Origin of the sequence: Sphingobium sp. CECT 9361, assembly GCF_918741285.1 — a bacterium.
Classification (GTDB): domain Bacteria; phylum Pseudomonadota; class Alphaproteobacteria; order Sphingomonadales; family Sphingomonadaceae; genus Sphingobium.
Map to the genome: position 1 here is coordinate 140,547 of NZ_CAKKNC010000004.1, position 18,750 is coordinate 159,296.

Below are 18,750 nucleotides of genomic sequence, written 5' to 3' on the forward strand. Positions count from 1 at the left end.
GATCGGAACGTGAAGGTCAGGCGACGCTGGCCTTCACGATCTTGCCAGGGGTGCGAGGCGGTTCGCCCTTGGGCAGCGCATCGACATTGTCCATGCCTTCGGTCACTTCGCCCCAGACGGTGTACTGGCCGTCAAGGAAGGTCGCATCGTCGAAGCAGATGAAGAACTGGCTGTTCGCGCTGTTCGGATTGGACGACCGCGCCATCGAGCACACGCCGCGCACATGCTTTTCCCGGCTGAATTCCGCCTTGATGTCAGGCAGCTTCGATCCGCCCATGCCGGTGCCGGTCGGATCGCCGCCCTGCGCCATGAAGCCGGGGATCACGCGATGGAACACAACGCCATCGTAGAAGCCTTCCTTGGCCAGCGTCGTGATGCGCTCGACATGGCCGGGGGCCAGATCGGGGCGCAGCTTGATGACGACATCGCCGGTATCGAGGGTAAGGGTAAGGGTTTCGTCCGCCATCATGCATCCTTTTCATGCCGTTTGAATTGAGGCCCATATAGGCGCTCGCACGAATGATGAAAGGTGCGGCGTTCGCACGTTTGCAGTCCTTGCAATTATATTGTGCATCAGCGAAAGACTGCCCATGACCCAGGATGACGACAGCGAAGGAGGCGGCGATGAGCGACAATGGCGCAATCGATCATACCGTCGATCCGGAGATCGTCGAAGCCGTTGAGTCGCGGCATGACGAGGACGACCGGCTGAAACCCAGCTTCGTCCGTGCCGTTCTGGATGCTGTCGAAGAAGGCGATGCGGACGCCGCGCGTGACCTCGTATCGCCGCTCCATCCTGCGGACATTGCCGACCTTCTCGAACTGACGCCCGGCGACCGCCGCGCGGATGTGGCGGCCGCACTGGGCGATCTCGTCGGTGCCGAAGTGCTTTCCGAACTCAACGACTGGGTCCGCGACGACCTGATCGACGTATTGCGCCCTGAGCAGGTCGCCGAATTTGCGCGCGAACTCGATACCGACGATGCCGTCGCCATCATCGAGGACATGGAAGAGGCCGACCAGCAGGCCGTCCTCGAAGCGATGGACCCCGAAGACCGCGCCGCCATCGAAAGCGCGCTGTCCTACCCCGAGGAATCCGCCGGACGCCTGATGCAGCGCGATCTGGTCGCGGTGCCGGAGCATATGACGGTGGGCCAGGTCATCGACTATCTGCGCGACTTTGGCGACTTGACCAGCGACTTCTGGGAAATTTTCGTAGTCGATCCCGCGCATAAGCCGATCGGCACTTGCCAGTTGAGCTGGATCCTCACCTGCCCGCGCAGCATCCCGATGGCGGACCTGATGAAGCGCGAACAGACGCTGATCCCCGTCGACATGGATCAGGAAGAAGTTGCGCTCCGCTTCCAGAAATATGCGCTCATCTCCGCCGCCGTGGTCGATCATGACGGTCGGCTGGTCGGGATGATCACCGTCGATGACATTCTGCACATCGTTCAGGAAGAAGCGGGCGAGGATATCCTCCGCCTGTCGGGTGCCGGCGAAGGCGACATCAACCAGCCGATCCTGATGACGGTTCGCACCCGCCTGACATGGCTGGTGGTGAACCTCGGCACGGCCACGATAGCGGCTTCGGTGGTCGGCTTATTCGAAGACACCATCGCCAAATTCGCCCTGCTTGCGGCGCTGATGGGCATCGTGTCGGGCATGGGCGGCAACGCTGGCACACAAACGCTGGCCGTGGTCGTCCGCGCGCTTGCAACGAATCAGCTTACCAGTTCCAACACCGTCCGCATGATCGGGCGCGAGTTTCGGATCGCGGCGACCAATGGCGCGACTCTGGGCGTGCTTATCGGGATAGGCTCCTATTTCCTGTATGGCCGCGCGAACCTTTCGCTGGTGTTCGGACTGGCGATCCTGAGCAACAATATGGTCGCGGGGCTAGCCGGGGTACTGATCCCGATCACGCTGGAACGGCACGATGTCGATCCGGCGATATCCTCCGCCGTGTTCGTCACCATGGCGACCGATTGCCTGGGCTTCTTTGCGTTTCTGGGCCTGGCGACCTTGTTCAACCTGCACTGATTGCCGACATAGGCATCATGCCCCTGCACATGACCAAGATCGCTTTCATGAGCGAAAGCCCCGATACGTTGCGGGCATGGCTGGAATCGCATGACGGACAGGGCGAGGCGCGGCTGACCACCCGCTACCTGCCCAAGCGGGTGGCGGAGATGACCGGCGGATCGCTCTACTGGATACACAGCCACATCATCGTCGGGCGCAGTCCGATCATCGGCTTTGCACCGACGCCGGAGGGGCGCCACTGGATACGCCTCGAACCGCGACTGATCCCGGTCGAGGCACGACCCAAGCGCGCGCATCAAGGCTGGCGCTATCTGGAGGGTAAGGACACGCCCGCCGATCTGGGCGGCGACGCGGTGGGCGTGGACATCATGCCGCCTGCGATGCTGAGCGAACTGGCGCGGCTTGGGCTGGTGTAGCCCTACCCCGCGATCAACTGCACGAACCCGCTCGACACCCATCCGCTCTCGCACGGACCGTCATAGGGCTGTTTGCGATCCACCGGTGACGACACCCCGCAATCGAGCGCGACCGGCTCAACAACATTGCCGTCCGCCCCCGGCACCGGCGGCGGCGTGACCGGCACGACGACCACACCCAGCCACCGCTGATCGATACTGCGCGAACAGATGTGCACCCGCGCGCCGTTCGTCAGTTGCGCCGTCGCCTTCGCATCCTGGAACGGCGCAGCGCGCATCGCCAGCGTCCCTCCATTCGCCACACCGCGCACCACGCCCAGCGCGCCGCACGCATCCAAACGCGGCCCATCCTCGCCGATGGTCACTGCGCGCGCCAGCGTGGACTCCATCCGCGTCTCGGTCATCGCTTCGCGCGGGGCGCCGGCGATGGAGCTGTTGGGCAATTCGTCGGCCACTTCCCGGCTGTCGGAACAGCCCGTCAGGAGAAGGGGAACGCAGATCGATAGCAGAACACATTTCATGGAACCGACCCTAGACTATCCACCCTGCCCCTACACCTGTTTTTCCTTTAGTTTCGCTGCATCTCAACCTATATGATGGACCATGAACGAAGACAGCCAAGCCACCCCGAACGCCAACGCTTATGGCGCCGACAGCATCAAAGTTTTAAAAGGCCTGGACGCCGTCCGTAAGCGGCCCGGAATGTACATCGGCGATACCGATGATGGGTCCGGCCTGCACCATATGGTGTTCGAAGTCTCTGACAACGCCATCGACGAAGCGCTCGCCGGACATTGCGACCGGATCGACATCACGTTGAACCCTGACGGATCGGTCAGCGTCATGGACAATGGCCGCGGCATCCCGACCGGCATTCATACCGAAGAAGGCGTGTCCGCCGCCGAAGTCATCATGACGCAGCTTCACGCAGGCGGTAAGTTCGAGAACACGTCGGACACCAACGCCTACAAGGTGTCGGGCGGCCTGCACGGTGTGGGCGTGTCCGTGGTGAACGCGCTGTCCGACTGGCTGGAACTCAACATCTGGCGCGACGGACAGGAACACTGGATGCGCTTCCGCAACGGCGATGCCGAGGCACCTCTGAAGGTGCTGGGCGATGCGCCAGCGGGAAAGAAGGGTACGAAAGTCACCTTCATGTTCTCGACCGAGACGTTCAAGAACGTCACCGAATATGATTTCGACAAGCTGGAGCATCGCTATCGCGAACTGGCGTTCCTCAACTCCGGTGTGCGCCTGTTCCTGACGGACGCACGGCACGAGGAAAGCAAGACCGTCGAATTGTATTACGAAGGCGGCATCGCAGCGTTCGTCAAATATCTCGACCGTAACAAGGCCGCGCTGATGCCCGAGCCGATCGCCATTTCCGGCACCCGCGACGATGTGACCATCGACGTCGCGCTGGAATGGAACGACAGCTATTACGAAAACGTGCTGTGCTTCACGAACAACATCCCGCAGCGCGACGGCGGCACCCATCTGGCCGCGTTCCGCGCGGCGCTGACCCGCACCCTCAACAATTATGCCGACAAATCGGGCATGTTGAAGAAGGAAAAGGTGAGCCTCACCGGCGATGACATGCGCGAAGGGCTGACCGCCATCGTCTCGGTCAAGCTGCCCGATCCCAAATTCTCGTCGCAGACCAAGGACAAGCTGGTCTCCTCCGAAGTGCGCCAGCCACTCGAAAGCCTGATGGCTGACAAGATGGCTGAGTGGCTCGAAGAAAATCCGGGCAATGCCAAAATGATCATCCAGAAGGTGATCGATGCCGCTGCCGCCCGCGAAGCCGCCAAGAAGGCGCGCGAACTGACCCGGCGCAAGGGCGTGATGGACATCGCCTCGCTCCCCGGCAAGCTTGCCGACTGTCAGGAGCGCGATCCGGCCAAGTCCGAGCTTTTCCTGGTCGAAGGCGACTCCGCAGGCGGCTCGGCCAAGCAGGGCCGCGACCGCCATTATCAGGCGATCCTGCCGCTGAAGGGCAAGATCCTGAACGTGGAACGCGCCCGCCTCGACCGGATGCTGTCATCGAAGGAAGTCGGCACGCTCATTCAGGCGATGGGCACCGGCATCCGTGAAGAGTTTAACATCGAGAAGCTGCGCTATCACAAGATCGTCATCATGACCGACGCAGACGTCGACGGCGCGCATATCCGCACGTTGTTGCTGACCTTCTTCTATCGCCAGATGCCGCAGATCATTGAGAACGGGCATCTCTTCATCGCCCAGCCGCCGCTGTACAAGGCATCGCGCGGACGCAGCGAAGTCTATCTGAAAGACGAAGCGGCGCTCGATCAGTATCTGGTCGACAATGGCGTGGAGACAATGGCGCTGGAAACCAGCGAAGGCAAAATCTTCGGCGAAGATCTGCGTGCGCTGATCGACCATTCGCGCCGGATGCGGACGCTGATGCGCTATATGCCGCGCCGTTACGATCCCCGGATCATCGAAGCGCTGGCGCTGGCCGGGGCGCTCGATCCCGATATCGACACCCCGCGTCGCCAGGCCGCGTTGACCGAAGCCGTGCGCTGGCTCGATCTGGCGGACACCGACGGCAAATGGACCGGCATCGTCAGCGAGGAAGGCGGCTATCACTTCCAGCGTTTCTGGCGTGGCGTGACCGACCATCACATCATCGAAGCAGCGTTCCTCGGCTCCGCCGAAGCGCGCAAGCTGCACACGCTCGCGACCGAGCAAGCGTCGGCTTATCTGACGTCGGGCCGACTGGTCTCGGCAAAAGCCGCCACCGTGCAGGACGAAGCCCCCGAAGGCGAAGAGGCACCGACCGCCGCAGCCGCCGCGAAAGGCGTGACCGTTTCGCGCCCCAGCGACTTGCTGCACGCCATCCTTGCCGCAGGACGCAAGGGTCTATCGATCCAGCGGTATAAAGGTCTTGGCGAAATGAACGCGGAACAGCTTTGGGAAACCACGCTCGATCCCAACGCCCGCTCGCTGCTGCGCGTCGAAGTGGATCAGGCCGACATTGCCGACGAAATCTTCACCCGGCTGATGGGCGATGTCGTCGAACCCCGCCGCGAGTTCATTCAAGATAACGCCCTGAACGTCGCCAATCTCGACGTGTGATCTGTGAACGTGGCGGGGCGCCTATAACGCGCTCTGCCACGTTTTGATGGCTTCGATGGGCCAGGCCAGCATCACGACATTCAGCGTCAAGTTATCGCGGATCGCCCAAAGCGCGATCAGTTCGAACGCCATTCCGACCGTCACCGTTACCCACACCGGCACACGTCGCGCAAACGCAAAGCCCAGCGCCATCCACGCGACATCGGCGACGGAATTGATGACGCTGTCGCCTGTATAGCCCAGCGCAATCGTCGCTTCGCGATAGCGGTTGATGATGATCGGCGAATTTTCCAGCATTTCCCACGCAGCCTCGATCGCGACCGCCAGCACCAGCCGGTCGCCCGGCGGGCGGGAACGTATTACCAGCCAGCCAAGACCGTAAAACAGGAAGCCATGAATGATATGGCTGAGCGTATACCAGTCCGCGATATGCTGACTGTTCCCCGAATCCAGGGCCGGATGCCACATATCGACATAGCCGCAGGTACAGATCGCGTTGCGCCCCATCGATAATTCGAACAGCGCCGTCGCCGCTAATATGCCCAGCACGATGAACCAGTGAACCGGCCGAATGTCGCGTAGCGACGGGCCCCCATAAGGATTGGCGCGCATCATACCCCCGTTTTTTTCACAGCAATTGCGACCGACCATGAACGGGGTGCGCCATTTGCACTAGCCAAAAAGGGTTTGAGACCACATATCGCTGCGATGCAACATGATCAGACCCGTCCCCCCGAACCGAAATTTGGTTTGGGGTTTAAAGAGTTCGTGGCGTTGATCGCCGCTCTCATGTCGGTCAATGCCTTGTCGATAGACCCGATGCTGCCCGCGCTTCCCGCCATTGGCGAAACGCTGGGCATTCCCCATCCGAATGATCGGCAATGGATCATCACCAGCTATTTCATCGGGCTGGGTCTAGGTTCTCTGATCTATGGCCCGCTGTCCGACCGCTTTGGACGGAAGAAGGTAATGGCCATCGCGCTCAGCCTGTTTCTGGTCTCGACTGCCTTTTGCGCGCTGTCCCAGACGTTTGAGATGATGCTGGCCAGCCGTTTCGCGTGCGGTTTCTTCGCGGCATCCAGTCGGGTGATCGCCGTCAGCATTGTGCGCGACCGGTTTCGGGGCGATGAGATGGCGCGGATCATGTCGTTGATCTTCATCGTGTTCATGATCGTTCCCATCCTGGCGCCCAGCTTTGGACAGGCAGTGCTACTGATTGCTCCGTGGCGCTGGATATTCGGCGCGTTGCTTATCGTCGGTTCCTTCATCGTCGTCTGGATGCTGATCCGGATGCCGGAAACGCTCGACCCCGCCAATCGCGTGGAAATACGGGTGGACGATCTGCGCAATACCCTGAAGGCAGTTCTCACGCACCGTGGTGCTTTTGGCTATATGCTGGCCAGCGGCGTCATAATGGGGGCACTTCTCGGCTTCATTACCTCTGTTCAGCAAATCTTCTTCGATATCTTTCATCGGGAGGAGATTTTCGCAATCAGCTTTGCGGGCATTGCGGGATTCATGGGCATAGGCAGCTTCCTGAACAGCCATCTGGTCGAGCGCTTTGGTGCCCGCCGGTTAAGCCAGGGGGCGCTGATCGCGCTTATACTGATTTCGGGCGGCCATGCGCTCTACGCCTGGGCCGGACTGGAAACGGTGTACAGCTTCATCGGATTCCAGGCCGCCACGATGCTCAGCTTTGCGTTCACCGGCTCTAATTTCGGCGCGATCTCGATGGAGCCTTTTGCACGTGGTGCGGGCATGGCGTCATCCTTTCAGGCGGGCTTGACGACCATCGTGTCCGCCTTGCTCGGCGCTTATATCGGGTCGCAATTCAACGGCACGACCTTGCCTTTGGCGCTCGGGTTCCTCGGCTATGGCACGCTCGCATTGCTCATCGTTGCCTATGCCGAGCGGTGGAAACTGTTCACCCGACCCGGCCTGTCATCCCTTCGCAGTGGTGCGGCGCAACCGCCTCGTTGAACGAAAAGCCCCGCCGGATCGCTCCGGCGGGGCTTTTCGTAGGTTAGCAGTAGCGCCTAGTTGATCGGCGGCACCGACGAAGGCGGCACATCCGGATCGGTTTCATGCACTTCGTTGAGGCCCAGGCCAACATGGCTGCGCTTGTAGCTATAGGCGAAATACACGACCAGACCGATTGCTGCCCAGCCGACGAACATCATTTTCGTTTCGAAGCCGAGGCTCCAGAACAGATAGAGGCAGCCTGCCACTGCGATCGGTGCCGTCACCATGATCGCCGGGGTGCGGAAAGGACGATGACGCGAAGGATCGGTCCGACGGAGCATCAGCACCGCAATCGACACGGCAGCAAAAGCGAACAATGTGCCGGAGTTCGAGATATCCGCCAGCTTGCCCACGGGGAAGAACGCCGCGAACAGCGCCACGAATATACCCGTCAGGATCGTGATGACGTGCGGGGTGTGGAACCTGGGATGCACTTTCGAGAAGACTGCGGGGAGCAGGCCATCGCGGCTCATGACGAAGAAGATGCGCGTTTGCCCGAACATCATCATCAGGATGACCGAAGGCAGCGCCAGACCGGCAGCAAGGCCGATAAGGTTGCCGACCTGCGGCCAGCCGATTTCACGCAGGGTCCACGCCAGTGCTTCCTTCGAACAGACGACCGCTTCCTTGCCGGTGGCAGCCAGCGCCGCGCACTGCTGCGACAATTCGATACTGCCGGGTGCCAGCACCTGACCGCTGGGGCCATTGACCGGCTGAGCGCCGACGCTGCCGATGACGCCAGCGGCGACGAGAATGTAGAAGATGGTGCAGATCGCCAGCGAACCGATGAGGCCGATGGGCATATTGCGCTGCGGATTCTTGGTTTCCTCCGCTGCGGTGGACACTGCGTCGAAGCCCACATAGGCGAAGAAGATCGATGCCGCCGCCGCCGAAACGCCTGCGAAACCGAGCGGTGAGAAGGGCGTGAAATTCTCCATGTTGATGACCGGCACGGCCAGCACGATGAACAACGTCAGCGCCGCAACCTTGATCATAACCAGCACGGCGTTCACCGACGCACTTTCCTTCGTGCCAATCACCAGCAGCCACGTCACAAGGCCGGCGATGCCCATAGCGGGCAGATTGACCAGACCGCCATCATAGGGACCACGCACCAGCATGTCGGGAATGTCGATATGTAGCGCGTTTTCCAGCAATCCAACCACATAGCCCGACCAGCCCACCGACACCGCGCCCGCCGCGACAGCATATTCGAGGATGAGCGCCCAGCCGACCATCCACGCGATCAATTCGCCCATCACGGCATAGCTGTAGGTGTAAGCCGACCCCGAAACCGGGACCATCGCTGCCATCTCTGCGTAACACAGCGCCGCTACTGCGCAGACGAACCCGGCGATGACGAAGGAGAGCATCATGCCCGGCCCCGCCTTTTGCGCGGCTTCGGCAGTGAGAACGAAAATTCCGGTGCCGATCACGGCCCCGATGCCCAGCATGGTGAGCTGGAATGCCCCCAAGGACCGGGTCAGCGACTTCTTCTCGGCGGTGGCCAAGATCGCATCGAGTGACTTTATGCGCCCGAAGATCATGAAATTGTGTCTTCCTGTGTATCGCGGCACGCCGACCGGCGCGCCTCCCCTAATATGGGTAACGAGACTATCGCCTAAATCCGCCTGTGCAAGTGTGTCGTGCAAGCATGTTGCGCAAATGGGTAATCTTCTTCACGCCGCGCACCCTGGGCGCAGGACTGACTAAGCCGCCAGCATCGGTCCGAGCGGACGCCCGGCAAAGATATGCACGTGCAGATGCGGCACTTCCTGATGCCCGTCCTGCCCGATATTCGCGAGCAGGCGATAGCCCTTCTCCACCATCCCCGCTTCCCGCGCGACATGCCCGACTGCGCGCACGAACGCGCCGATTTCCGCATCGCTCGCCTTGGTCGAAAAATCGTCCCAACTCACATAGCGGCCCTTGGGAATCACCAGGATATGCGTCGGCGCCTGCGGATTAATGTCGTGAAAGGCGAGCGCACCCTCGTCCTCATACACTTTCTTGCATGGAATTTCCCCACGCAGGATGCGCGCGAAGATATTGTCGTCATCATAAGGCAGCGTCGGATCGATCGGCACGATATCACTCCTTTGGGCGGGATCACTCCTGCGGGCGGGCGGCTTTCTCGGCGATGCCCGACACGCCTTCGCGCCGGTCCAGTTCGGCGCACACATCCTGCATCGACAGGTCCATGTCCGCCAGCAGCACGCTGAGATGAAACAACAGGTCGGCGGCCTCGGACGTTACGCCGTCCCGGTCGTTTGCCATCGCGGCGATCACAGTTTCCACCGCTTCCTCGCCGACTTTCTGCGCGATCTTGGCGCGGCCCTTGGCGCTCAGCTTCGCGACATAGCTGCTGTCGGGATCGGCGGTGCGCCGCGCGCGGGTTGTGGCTTCCAGACGGGCGAGAGTGTCGATCATGCCGCTCATAGTGCCAGCCCCGCCGGTGCCGTCAACGGAAAAACCGGATGCCGCACCGGGATGCCCGCCGCCGCCAACGCTGCGTGCGCTTCGCCAATCGTATGCTGACCGAAATGGAATATCGACGCCGCCAGCACCGCGCTCGCATGTCCCTCGATCACGCCATCGACCAGATGGTCGAGCGTGCCGACTCCCCCGCTCGCCACCACCGGCACCGCCACCGCATCGGCAATCGCCCGCGTCAAAGCCAGATCATATCCCCCGCGCGTGCCGTCGCCATCCATTGAGGTCACCAGCAACTCGCCCGCCCCCAGCGAGGCCAGCCGCAACGCATGTTCCAGCGCGTCGATCCCCGTCGCGCGCCGACCGCCATGCGTGAAGATTTCCCATCGCCCGTCAGCGACCCGCCGCGCATCGACCGAGGCGACGACACACTGGCTGCCGAAGCGGTCGGCAATGTCCGCCACCACTTCGGGCCGCTCCACCGCTGCGCTGTTCACCGCCACCTTGTCCGCCCCCGCCAGCAGCAGCGCGCGCGCATCCTCCGGCGTCCGCACCCCGCCGCCGACGGTCACGGGCATGAAGCACACCTCGGCCACGCGCCGCACCACGTCGAGAATAGTCCCCCGCGCCTCATGGCTGGCAGTAATGTCCAGAAAGCAAAGCTCGTCCGCCCCCGCCGCATCATACAGCCGCGCCTGCTCCACCGGATCGCCCGCATCGGCCAGATCGACAAAGTTCACGCCCTTGACCACGCGGCCATTGGCAACGTCTAGACAAGGGATAACGCGAGTGCGGACAGTCATGCGCTTGCCCACCCGTCATTCCTGCGCAAGCAGGAATCCCGCTTCTCTTCTTCCCACCGACAGAAAAGCGGGATTCCTGCTTTCGCAGGAATGACGAAGGAGAGCGCGGGCACGTTCATCCCGCCGCCGCCAATGCCAGCGCCGTCGCCAGATCGAGCCGCCCGTCATACAGCGCGCGTCCGGTAATCACGCCTTCGATCCCATCTTCGGTATGGAGGCTCAGGATACGGATGTCCGCAATCCCGGCCACGCCGCCGCTGGCGATCACCGGAATCTCCGTCGCCCGCGCCAGATCGACCGTCGCTTCGATATTGCAGCCTTTCAGCATCCCATCGCGCCCGACATCGGTGAAGAGCAACGCCGCGACACCTGCATCCTCGAACCGATAAGCCATGTCGACGATCGGCATGTCGGACCTTTCCGCCCAACCTTCGGTCGCGACGAAGCCATCCCGCGCATCGACCGCGACGACGATGCCACCGGGGAAATCCTTGGCTACCGCTTTCACGAACTCAGGGTCTTTCAGCGCCGCCGTACCGATCACCACGCGCGAGACGCCCAGATCGAACCAGCGCTCCACCGCCGCGCGGTCACGAATGCCGCCGCCCAGTTGCACATGCCCCGGAAACGCCGCGACGATGCTTTCGACGGCCGCCGCATTGACTGCCTGCCCCGCAAAAGCGCCATCCAGATCGACGACATGCAGATGCTGTGCCCCCGCTTGCGCAAACAGCATCGCCTGCGCAGCAGGATCGTCGCCATAGACGGTCGCACGATCCATATCGCCTTCGGCCAGACGCACCACTTGTCCGGCTTTCAAATCGATGGCGGGGAAAACGATCAGACTCATGGTTTCCAGTCCAGAAAACGGGCGAGGAAGGAAAGGCCGTAACGCTGGCTCTTTTCCGGGTGAAACTGCGTGCCGATGATATTGTCGCGCGCCACGGCGGCAACCAGCGGACCGGCATGATCGCTCGTCGCGGCGATATGCGCCGGATCGTTGGCGGCAAAATGATAGCTGTGCAGGAAATAGGCTTCGCCCGGCTCGATCAGCGGATGCGCGACGCCGGGAACGACATCGTTCCACCCCATATGCGGCACCTTGGCGCTCGGATCGGCAGGTTCGATGTGCCGCACCGTGCCGGGGATCCAGCCCAGCCCGTCATGCCGCCCGAATTCCTCACCGGCATCGGCCAGCAACTGCATCCCCACGCACACGCCCAGAAAGGGCACGCCGCGCTTCAGCACGGCCTCAGCCATCGCGTCCACCAAACCGTCTACGCCAACCAGTGCATCGCGGCACGCCCGAAACGCGCCCACCCCCGGCAGGACGATTCGGTCCGCCCCGCGCACGACATCGGGATCGGCAGTGATGCTGACATCCTGCGCCCCGGCCTGCCGCAGCGCATTGTGGACCGAATGAAGATTGCCCGCGCCATAATCGATAAGCGCGATCATGCTTTTAGAAATTCCAGTCCCGGCGCCACGAAGCTGGGATTGAACTCGGTAATCGTGACTTCCGCCACCCCGTTCGTCACGAAAGGATCGGTGGCGACCTTCGCTTCGATGTCGGCTTTCTCACCGCGAACGATCAGTATTCCGCCTTCGCGCGGCACCTTGCGTCCCGCAACCAGCATCCAGCCATCGGCCAGCGCGTCCTTCAACCATGCCACATGCGCTTCCATATGCGCGTCCACGGTGGGCAGATCGACGATATAGCGCAGCGACACGATGAACATGGCTTCGGCCTCTTTCCTTTGGAACGATGCGGATCAGGCCGCGCCCAATATGCCCTTGGTCGAAGGGATACTGTCTGCCTTGCGCGGGTCGATCTCGACCGCCTGCCGCAACGCGCGGGCCAGCCCCTTGTAGCAACTTTCCACGATATGATGGTTGTTGCTGCCATAGAGATTTTCGATGTGCAGCGTCAGCCCCGCCGATTGCGCAAAACTGTGGAACCAGTGCTCGATCAGCTCGGTATCCCATTCGCCAAGGTTGGCCTGTGTAAAGGCCGCCTTCCACACGAAATAGGGCCGCCCCGAAATGTCGAGCGACACGCGCGTCAGCGTCTCGTCCATCGGCGAATAGACCGAACCGAAACGGGTTATGCCCTTCTTGTCGCCCAGCGCCTTGGCCACCGCTTCGCCAATGGCGATGCCGGTGTCTTCGGTCGTGTGATGCTGATCGACATGCAGGTCGCCGACTGCCTTCACATCGAGGTCGATCAGCGAATGCCGCGACAATTGTTCGAGCATATGATCGAGAAAGCCGATGCCCGTCGACACGGTGTAAACACCTGTGCCGTCGAGGTTGACGACGACGTCGATCGAGGTTTCCCCGGTCTTGCGATGGATTTCGGCGGTGCGCATGGCGCTCCTATAGCGTTTGGCGCGCGCCGTGCAACGATTCCGCACTGCGACTATCCTTAACGCACGCCCTTGCCCCCTGCCTCTTGACCGAACTTCGTGGGACGTTAGGAAGATGGCCGATGAGCGACACGCTGCCAGATAGTCTGATTCCCTACGATGAAATCGTGCAGGAGGCTCTGCGCGCTGTCGTCGGCCGTGTGCTGGGCGAAGTCGAACGCTCCGGCGGGCTGCCCGGCGGGCACCATTTCTACATCACGTTCAAGACGCAGGCAGCCGGCGTGGATATTCCCCGCGTCTTGGTCGAGCGTTTCCCCGATGAAATGACGATCGTGCTGCAGAACAAGTTCTGGGATCTCAAAGTCAGCCCCGACCTGTTCGAAGTCAGCCTGACCTTCAACCAGATCGCTTCGCACCTCGTCATTCCCTTTTCGGCGATCAGCGCCTTCGTCGATCCCGCCGTCAATTTCGCCCTGCAATTTCAGGTTCAGGACAATGGCGACACGCCAGCGGTGCATGAAGAAGCGGAAAATGACGGCCCGACCATCACGGCGGAAGACGGCTCCAACGTCGTCACCGTGGATTTCGGCAAGAAGAAATAACGCTGGCGCAACTGCGCCGCGCTTCCCACATTAGGATACCCTCTCACCCCGTTCGGGCTGAGCCTGTCGAAGCCTGCTCCTTCTTAAGGAAACACGGTTCTCCGGCACGCTCAATGCGAACGGACATTGGACATCCGCCTCCATGACGATCCCCACCCGCAGCGAAACCGACAGCATCGGCGCCATCGACGTTCCCGCCGCCGCCTATTGGGGCGCACAGACGCAGCGGAGCATCGAGAATTTCCCCTTCGGCGACACCGAACGGATGCCCATCGGCATTGTTCATGCGCTCGCCATCGTGAAACAGGCCGCAGCCCGTGTGAACCGGTCGCACGGGCTGGACGGCGCAATCGCCGACGCCATCGAATCCGCCGCCGCCGAAGTGATCGCGGGCGACCATGACGATCAGTTTCCGCTGGTCATCTGGCAAACGGGCAGCGGCACCCAATCCAACATGAACGTCAACGAAGTGATCGCCGGTCGCGCCAACGAAGTGCTGACCGGAACGCGCGGCGGCAAGACGCCCGTCCACCCCAATGATCACGTCAATATGGGCCAGTCGTCCAACGACAGTTTTCCAACAGCCTTGCACATCGCGGTCGCCCGCGCCGTTACGGATCGGCTTTTCCCGGCCCTCGACCGTCTCCAACACGCGCTGGATGCCAAGGCGTCCCTATGGGCGATGTTAGTGAAGATAGGGCGCACCCATCTGCAGGACGCGACCCCCTTGACGCTGGGTCAGGAGTTCTCCGGCTACGTCCATCAGCTCTACCGATGCCGCGCCCGCATCGAGCCGGCGGTGATGCACGGCATGATGGCGCTGGCGCAGGGCGGCACTGCTGTCGGCACCGGCCTCAATGCGCCGGAAGGCTTCGACGTGGCCATCGCGGCGGAGATCGCGGACCTCACCAACCTCCCCTTCCGCACCGCCGACAACAAGTTCGAAGCGCTCGCATCGAACGATCCGCTGGTACACCTCTCCGGCACGCTCAGCACCCTCGCCGTCGCGTTGACCAAGATCGCGAACGACATCCGCCTGCTCGGCTCCGGCCCGCGCTCAGGCCTCGGCGAGTTGGACCTCCCCGCCAACGAACCGGGCAGCTCGATCATGCCGGGCAAGGTCAACCCGACCCAGTGCGAGATGCTGACGATGGTCGCGGCGCAAGTCATCGGCAATCATCAGGCCGTGACCGTCGGCGGGATGCAGGGGCATCTGGAGCTTAACGTCTTCAAGCCGCTGATCGGTGCCAATGTCCTGCGCTCCATCCATTTGCTTGCCGTCGGTATGGAAAGCTTTGCGGAACGCTGCGTCGAAGGGCTGGAAGCCAATGAAGCGCGTATCGCCGAACTGGTGGACCGCTCGCTGATGCTGGTGACTGCGCTCGCCCCCGAAATCGGCTATGACAATGCCGCCAAGATCGCCAAACACGCCCATCAGAATGGCTTGACGCTCAGGGAGGCGGGCCTCGCGCTGGGTCTCGTCGACGACGCTACCTTCGACCGTCTTGTCCGACCGCAGGACATGGTCTGAACAATGGCGCGAACGTGCGCCTTTCAGGAACCGCGATAGCGCGCTATACATTCTGAATGCGGAACGAACGCGGGATAAAAAGGATGAGTATGCTCCGTAAGGTCATGGCCAGTGTAATCGGCACCCGTATTGCTGCGGATACCGGCAAGTCATCGGGCGTACTCGGCGTCGCGGCCGGTCTGCTCGCCACCCGCGTCATCGCGCGCTCTCCCTTGGGTGCGCTGGTGCTGGGCGGCGGCTATATCGCGCACAAGATGCTGCAAAAAAAGCGGGAAATCGACGCCCTTGGTCCGCATGGCGCCGCCGTCCATGACGGCCTTGTCGAACCCGGCACGCCCCCTTTGACCGACGAGACGACAGCGCCAAAGGCATTACCCGCGCCGACAAAAGCCGTCAGGAAGCGCAAGCCCGCGAGCAAAACCGCATAGCGGACATTGACGCAACGGCCCGCCCACGGCAGTAGCAGGCATGGCCGACACCTCCAGAATCGATCCGATCAACGACCCCCACGGTTTCAAGCGCCGCGGCGTTCTCTTCGTGCTGTCTTCTCCATCGGGCGCAGGCAAGTCGACCATCGCGCGCAAGCTGCTGGCTGCCGATCCGTCGCTCGTCATGTCGGTCTCCGCAACCACCCGCCCCATGCGGCCGGGCGAAGTGGACGGGAAAGATTATCACTTCGTCGATCTTGCCCAGTTTCGGCAGATGGTGGCCGATCACGAATTTCTCGAATGGGCCCATGTCTTCGGCCATCGTTACGGCACGCCGCGCGCGCCGGTGGAAGCGATGCTGAAGTCCGGGCGCGATGTCCTGTTCGACATCGACTGGCAGGGCGCGCAGCAGCTTCACCAGATTGCGGGCGGCGACGTCGTCCGCGTGTTCATCCTGCCGCCATCGATGGAAGAACTCGAACGCCGCCTGCGCGGTCGCGCCACCGATAGCGAGGAAGTCATCGAAGGCCGCATGAGCCGCGCGGCAGGCGAAATCGCACATTGGGACGGGTACGACTATGTCCTGTGCAATGACGATGCCGACGCCTGTTTCGAAAAGGTGCGCGGCATCCTCTATTCGGAACGCATGAAGCGCAGCCGCCAGACCGGCTTGATCGGCTTCATCCGCAAACTGCAGAAGGCCACCGGCGACGCCGATTAACGCGTCGATACGGATAAAATTGGACACATAGGCGTTCCTGCGTCAGCCTTACGGCACAACAGGAGGGACTTCGTCCATGATACGCACTTTATTCGGCGGCCTGCTCGGCGGGCTCGCGCTGTTCCTGACGGGATTTGTGTTCTGGGGAACGCCGCTGGCGAACATCGGCTATACTACGGCTGAGCCTGCCGCGAGCACGAACCTTCAGGCGGCATTGGCGCAAACGCTGACGCAGACCGGAACGGGCGTCTATCTGATCCCCTCCACCACGACGAGCGAAGGCACCATATTGTACGGCAAGGGACCGATTGCGCAGGTATTTTTCAACACCAGCGGTTATCCCTCGCTCGACAGTTCGGCGCTGATTGGCGGCCTGATCCTGGCGTTGGTGGTTGGCGTTTTGATCGCCCTGGCGCTAAGGCTGATCGCTGGCGACACAGCCACCCGCGTTCGTGCGACCGTGGCGTTCGCCATGGCTGCGGTACTGTGGATGCATGTCGGACAGCCGATCTTCAACCACGCGCCCTGGGGCTATTTCCTGTATTTCGCCTTCAGCGATTTCGTCGGGATAGTGTTGGCAGGCCTGATCGCGGCCAAGCTGATGACGGACACACCGGCTACCGTCGCTGCCGCCCCGGTTACACCTGCGCCGAAATATAGCGACACAACCGACAGCAACAGCTTCGGTTCGCCGCTTCGTACGGATAACGATCCCCTGCCATAACGGCAGGGGTCGCTTTTCTCAGAATTATTGCGCCGGTGCTGGGGCCGCAGGGGCCGCAGTGCCGGTCAATGCCTGGGCAGCAGGCTTGTTGGATGCATCGACCGAACCGTCAGCCATCATAGCCTTCGCCATCGTCGTGGCTTCTTCCTTCGCCTTGGGATCGGCGCTGGTTTGGCTGGCGCCGATCAAGCCGCTCAGCAGCAGGTTCTTCGCAATCGGATCGGCAGCATTTTCCGCCACCGACTTGCGGGCCAGCGTAATGCCTTCGGCATACAACGGATCGGCCCCTGCCTTGTCCTGCTTGATCAGCTTGGCGTTACCCAGTTGGACCAAAATCCCGCCCAGAATATTGCGGCTGGTCGCATCTGTGGGCTTGGCAGCGACGAGCTTGCGCCAATGGGGAACGCTTTCCTCGTACAGCGTAAGGGTCTTGTCGATCTGCTGCTGCGCCCCTGCGGCGGCCGCAGCAGCATAGAGCGCATTCGCCAGAAAGTTGACGTTGTCCATATTGGCGGGCTGCGTCTGTACGGCGGTGCGGATGGCGGGGAGAGCAGCCTCGTATTTAGCCAATGCACCGGCATTGTCGCCAGCTTGCTGCGCAGCCTGTCCGGCGGTGAAATCGGTAACGGCCTTGTTGAAGGCAGTGACCTGATCGGGGGTCATTTGTCCGGCGGGGGCGGGAGCCGCTGCTGGCTGAGCCGGAGCGGCCTCCTGCGCAAAAGCAGGGGCGGATGCAGTCAACATGAGGGCAATAAGAGCGGTACGGGTCAACGCGATAGTCTCCTGACTGGCGGTGCGCACCGGCTTGGGGTCAGGCACGCATCCGTAATGAATTGAAACGGGCTGACAATCGGACGATCATCAGACAGAAACCATCCTACAGAAAGCAACGGCAGCGTCAAATTCACGGCGGTGGGCATCGGCTTGCGCTTGGGCCTGCGCATCCTGCCCCCAAAGCTCCGCCTGCCAGATCGAATCCAGTTCTGACGCGTTCCAGATGACGTCGGGTTCCGCATCGCCATTTACCACCGCCAGACCGAGAACGAGGGAGCCTGTCAGGGTCACCAAGGTCGATAGCGGCGCGAGCGTGAAAGCACCGTGCGCCGCCACTATTTCGGCCAATCGGCTTACCGTTTCGTCAGGCTGAGCCACATGAACGATACCGTTGGTGATCCGAAACGCGACATCGTATCGCCGCCGCGCCCACTCCAGCCACGGATCCCATTCGGCGGCCTGTCGCGCAATCAGCGGTTGCGGGTTTTCCGCACGATAACAGAGCAGGTCGGTTTCGGCGTACCGAGCGATTCCTGCGGCGAAACTCTCATGATTAGGGCCGACTTGGTCGATTGCCGCGTTCGCAAAGCCGGTTGCCGTCATGGTCAGCGGGTCCAGATCGTCCCCCTGTGCATCCCATTCCGCCGCGATTACATTCGCAATCGCCTGCGTCGGCAGCAGCAAAGGCGCGCGCGCCGGGGTCCGTACCATGCGGCCATCCAGCGCAATCTGCCAGCCATCCTCGACGGGACGAGCCTCCACCTGTTTGTAGAAACGCTTCATTT

General features: G+C 61.9%; 22 protein-coding genes. 9 read left to right on the forward strand and 13 right to left on the reverse strand.

All coding sequences use genetic code 11. The features are described 5' to 3' along the window. Positions 1 to 16: 16 nt before the first annotated feature. A complete protein-coding gene (locus LQ220_RS08710; RefSeq protein ID WP_230188016.1) occupies positions 17 to 466 on the reverse strand; it encodes a peptidylprolyl isomerase in 450 nt (149 codons plus the stop codon). Between the two features lie 158 nt (positions 467 to 624). Here LQ220_RS08710 and mgtE point away from each other — a divergent pair, with 158 nt between their 5' ends. Further along, positions 625 to 2,043: a magnesium transporter gene (gene mgtE / locus LQ220_RS08715; protein ID WP_230187899.1), complete on the forward strand. Its 1,419-nt coding sequence runs from the start codon at positions 625 to 627 to the stop codon at positions 2,041 to 2,043. 17 nt (positions 2,044 to 2,060) lie between these two features. Then, entirely contained in the window at positions 2,061 to 2,462 is a 402-nt protein-coding gene (locus LQ220_RS08720) for a DUF1489 domain-containing protein (protein ID WP_230187900.1), read from the forward strand. Positions 2,463 to 2,464: 2 nt separating this feature from the next. On the opposite strand, the gene LQ220_RS08725 is transcribed toward LQ220_RS08720, so the two are convergent. Next, on the reverse strand, positions 2,465 to 2,983 hold the full coding sequence (locus LQ220_RS08725; RefSeq protein WP_230187901.1) for a hypothetical protein: 519 nt from the start codon (positions 2,981 to 2,983) through the stop codon (positions 2,465 to 2,467). Positions 2,984 to 3,065: 82 nt separating this feature from the next. Between LQ220_RS08725 and gyrB the strand changes: the two genes are divergently transcribed. Next, the gene (gyrB, locus tag LQ220_RS08730; RefSeq protein ID WP_230187902.1) at positions 3,066 to 5,561 is read left to right on the forward strand and encodes a DNA topoisomerase (ATP-hydrolyzing) subunit B; all 2,496 of its coding nucleotides are present in this window, start codon (positions 3,066 to 3,068) and stop codon (positions 5,559 to 5,561) included. A 21-nt stretch (positions 5,562 to 5,582) separates the two neighbouring features. Here the strand turns inward: gyrB and LQ220_RS08735 are convergent, their stop codons facing one another. Next, positions 5,583 to 6,176 carry a DUF2585 domain-containing protein gene (locus LQ220_RS08735; protein WP_281821551.1) on the reverse strand — a complete coding sequence of 198 codons (594 nt, stop codon included), beginning with the start codon at positions 6,174 to 6,176 and terminating at the stop codon, positions 5,583 to 5,585. A 93-nt stretch (positions 6,177 to 6,269) separates the two neighbouring features. Between LQ220_RS08735 and LQ220_RS08740 the strand changes: the two genes are divergently transcribed. After that, positions 6,270 to 7,541 carry a multidrug effflux MFS transporter gene (locus tag LQ220_RS08740; protein WP_230187903.1) on the forward strand — a complete coding sequence of 424 codons (1,272 nt, stop codon included), beginning with the start codon at positions 6,270 to 6,272 and terminating at the stop codon, positions 7,539 to 7,541. Between the two features lie 56 nt (positions 7,542 to 7,597). On the opposite strand, the gene LQ220_RS08745 is transcribed toward LQ220_RS08740, so the two are convergent. From LQ220_RS08745 to hisB, 8 genes are all read right to left on the reverse strand, one after another. Continuing rightward, on the reverse strand, positions 7,598 to 9,130 hold the full coding sequence (locus tag LQ220_RS08745) for an amino acid permease (protein ID WP_230187904.1): 1,533 nt from the start codon (positions 9,128 to 9,130) through the stop codon (positions 7,598 to 7,600). Positions 9,131 to 9,292: 162 nt separating this feature from the next. Continuing rightward, positions 9,293 to 9,670, reverse strand: coding sequence for a histidine triad nucleotide-binding protein (locus LQ220_RS08750; RefSeq protein ID WP_230187905.1), 378 nt, complete (start codon positions 9,668 to 9,670; stop codon positions 9,293 to 9,295). A 22-nt stretch (positions 9,671 to 9,692) separates the two neighbouring features. Then, entirely contained in the window at positions 9,693 to 10,013 is a 321-nt protein-coding gene (locus LQ220_RS08755) for a phosphoribosyl-ATP diphosphatase (RefSeq protein ID WP_230187906.1), read from the reverse strand. Positions 10,014 to 10,018: 5 nt separating this feature from the next. Next, positions 10,019 to 10,819, reverse strand: a complete 801-nt coding sequence (gene hisF, locus LQ220_RS08760; protein WP_230187907.1) for an imidazole glycerol phosphate synthase subunit HisF — start codon at positions 10,817 to 10,819, stop codon at positions 10,019 to 10,021. Between the two features lie 115 nt (positions 10,820 to 10,934). Beyond that, positions 10,935 to 11,669: a 1-(5-phosphoribosyl)-5-[(5-phosphoribosylamino)methylideneamino]imidazole-4-carboxamide isomerase gene (hisA, locus tag LQ220_RS08765; protein ID WP_230187908.1), complete on the reverse strand. Its 735-nt coding sequence runs from the start codon at positions 11,667 to 11,669 to the stop codon at positions 10,935 to 10,937. Next, complete coding sequence (hisH, locus tag LQ220_RS08770) at positions 11,666 to 12,277, reverse strand: imidazole glycerol phosphate synthase subunit HisH (protein WP_230187909.1); 612 nt, start codon at positions 12,275 to 12,277, stop codon at positions 11,666 to 11,668. The genes hisA and hisH overlap by 4 nt, the downstream gene beginning before the upstream one ends. Then, the gene (locus LQ220_RS08775) at positions 12,274 to 12,558 is read right to left on the reverse strand and encodes a YciI family protein (protein WP_230187910.1); all 285 of its coding nucleotides are present in this window, start codon (positions 12,556 to 12,558) and stop codon (positions 12,274 to 12,276) included. The genes hisH and LQ220_RS08775 overlap by 4 nt, the downstream gene beginning before the upstream one ends. Positions 12,559 to 12,591: 33 nt before the next feature. Then, positions 12,592 to 13,188 carry an imidazoleglycerol-phosphate dehydratase HisB gene (gene hisB / locus LQ220_RS08780; RefSeq protein WP_230187911.1) on the reverse strand — a complete coding sequence of 199 codons (597 nt, stop codon included), beginning with the start codon at positions 13,186 to 13,188 and terminating at the stop codon, positions 12,592 to 12,594. 119 nt (positions 13,189 to 13,307) lie between these two features. Here hisB and LQ220_RS08785 point away from each other — a divergent pair, with 119 nt between their 5' ends. The 5 genes from LQ220_RS08785 to LQ220_RS08805 all read left to right on the forward strand — a co-directional run bounded on the left by LQ220_RS08785 (position 13,308) and on the right by LQ220_RS08805 (position 17,191). Next, positions 13,308 to 13,787 (forward strand): ClpXP protease specificity-enhancing factor SspB, encoded by a 480-nt coding sequence (locus LQ220_RS08785; RefSeq protein WP_230187912.1) that lies wholly within the window; start codon positions 13,308 to 13,310, stop codon positions 13,785 to 13,787. Between the two features lie 142 nt (positions 13,788 to 13,929). Continuing rightward, positions 13,930 to 15,318 (forward strand): class II fumarate hydratase, encoded by a 1,389-nt coding sequence (gene fumC, locus LQ220_RS08790; protein ID WP_230187913.1) that lies wholly within the window; start codon positions 13,930 to 13,932, stop codon positions 15,316 to 15,318. An 83-nt stretch (positions 15,319 to 15,401) separates the two neighbouring features. Continuing rightward, complete coding sequence (locus tag LQ220_RS08795; protein ID WP_230187914.1) at positions 15,402 to 15,746, forward strand: hypothetical protein; 345 nt, start codon at positions 15,402 to 15,404, stop codon at positions 15,744 to 15,746. 40 nt (positions 15,747 to 15,786) lie between these two features. Then, a complete protein-coding gene (gene gmk, locus LQ220_RS08800) occupies positions 15,787 to 16,467 on the forward strand; it encodes a guanylate kinase (RefSeq protein ID WP_230187915.1) in 681 nt (226 codons plus the stop codon). Between the two features lie 76 nt (positions 16,468 to 16,543). Continuing rightward, positions 16,544 to 17,191 (forward strand): hypothetical protein, encoded by a 648-nt coding sequence (locus LQ220_RS08805; RefSeq protein WP_230187916.1) that lies wholly within the window; start codon positions 16,544 to 16,546, stop codon positions 17,189 to 17,191. 24 nt (positions 17,192 to 17,215) lie between these two features. On the opposite strand, the gene LQ220_RS08810 is transcribed toward LQ220_RS08805, so the two are convergent. Both LQ220_RS08810 and LQ220_RS08815 read right to left on the reverse strand, forming a co-directional pair. Continuing rightward, a complete protein-coding gene (locus tag LQ220_RS08810; protein WP_230187917.1) occupies positions 17,216 to 17,962 on the reverse strand; it encodes a hypothetical protein in 747 nt (248 codons plus the stop codon). A gap of 90 nt (positions 17,963 to 18,052) precedes the next feature. Further along, positions 18,053 to 18,748 (reverse strand): ATP12 family protein, encoded by a 696-nt coding sequence (locus LQ220_RS08815; protein WP_230187918.1) that lies wholly within the window; start codon positions 18,746 to 18,748, stop codon positions 18,053 to 18,055. Between the last annotated feature and the right edge of the window lie 2 nt (positions 18,749 to 18,750).

Excerpts from the sequence above, each read along its gene's own strand:
- LQ220_RS08785 (WP_230187912.1), top strand. The coding sequence starts at position 13,308 with ATGAGCGACACGCTGCCAGATAGTCTGATTCCCTACGATGAAATCGTG.
- LQ220_RS08720 (WP_230187900.1), top strand. The coding sequence starts at position 2,061 with ATGCCCCTGCACATGACCAAGATCGCTTTCATGAGCGAAAGCCCCGAT.
- hisA (WP_230187908.1), bottom strand. The coding sequence starts at position 11,669 with ATGAGTCTGATCGTTTTCCCCGCCATCGATTTGAAAGCCGGACAAGTG.
- gmk (WP_230187915.1), top strand. The coding sequence starts at position 15,787 with ATGGCCGACACCTCCAGAATCGATCCGATCAACGACCCCCACGGTTTC.
- hisH (WP_230187909.1), bottom strand. The coding sequence starts at position 12,277 with ATGATCGCGCTTATCGATTATGGCGCGGGCAATCTTCATTCGGTCCAC.
- LQ220_RS08710 (WP_230188016.1), bottom strand. The coding sequence starts at position 466 with ATGGCGGACGAAACCCTTACCCTTACCCTCGATACCGGCGATGTCGTC.
- LQ220_RS08775 (WP_230187910.1), bottom strand. The coding sequence starts at position 12,558 with ATGTTCATCGTGTCGCTGCGCTATATCGTCGATCTGCCCACCGTGGAC.
- LQ220_RS08740 (WP_230187903.1), top strand. The coding sequence starts at position 6,270 with ATGCAACATGATCAGACCCGTCCCCCCGAACCGAAATTTGGTTTGGGG.
- LQ220_RS08735 (WP_281821551.1), bottom strand. The coding sequence starts at position 6,176 with ATGATGCGCGCCAATCCTTATGGGGGCCCGTCGCTACGCGACATTCGG.
- gyrB (WP_230187902.1), top strand. The coding sequence starts at position 3,066 with ATGAACGAAGACAGCCAAGCCACCCCGAACGCCAACGCTTATGGCGCC.
- LQ220_RS08795 (WP_230187914.1), top strand. The coding sequence starts at position 15,402 with ATGAGTATGCTCCGTAAGGTCATGGCCAGTGTAATCGGCACCCGTATT.
- LQ220_RS08725 (WP_230187901.1), bottom strand. The coding sequence starts at position 2,983 with ATGAAATGTGTTCTGCTATCGATCTGCGTTCCCCTTCTCCTGACGGGC.
- mgtE (WP_230187899.1), top strand. The coding sequence starts at position 625 with ATGAGCGACAATGGCGCAATCGATCATACCGTCGATCCGGAGATCGTC.
- LQ220_RS08745 (WP_230187904.1), bottom strand. The coding sequence starts at position 9,130 with ATGATCTTCGGGCGCATAAAGTCACTCGATGCGATCTTGGCCACCGCC.
- LQ220_RS08805 (WP_230187916.1), top strand. The coding sequence starts at position 16,544 with ATGATACGCACTTTATTCGGCGGCCTGCTCGGCGGGCTCGCGCTGTTC.
- LQ220_RS08815 (WP_230187918.1), bottom strand. The coding sequence starts at position 18,748 with ATGAAGCGTTTCTACAAACAGGTGGAGGCTCGTCCCGTCGAGGATGGC.
- LQ220_RS08755 (WP_230187906.1), bottom strand. The coding sequence starts at position 10,013 with ATGATCGACACTCTCGCCCGTCTGGAAGCCACAACCCGCGCGCGGCGC.
- fumC (WP_230187913.1), top strand. The coding sequence starts at position 13,930 with ATGACGATCCCCACCCGCAGCGAAACCGACAGCATCGGCGCCATCGAC.
- hisF (WP_230187907.1), bottom strand. The coding sequence starts at position 10,819 with ATGACTGTCCGCACTCGCGTTATCCCTTGTCTAGACGTTGCCAATGGC.
- hisB (WP_230187911.1), bottom strand. The coding sequence starts at position 13,188 with ATGCGCACCGCCGAAATCCATCGCAAGACCGGGGAAACCTCGATCGAC.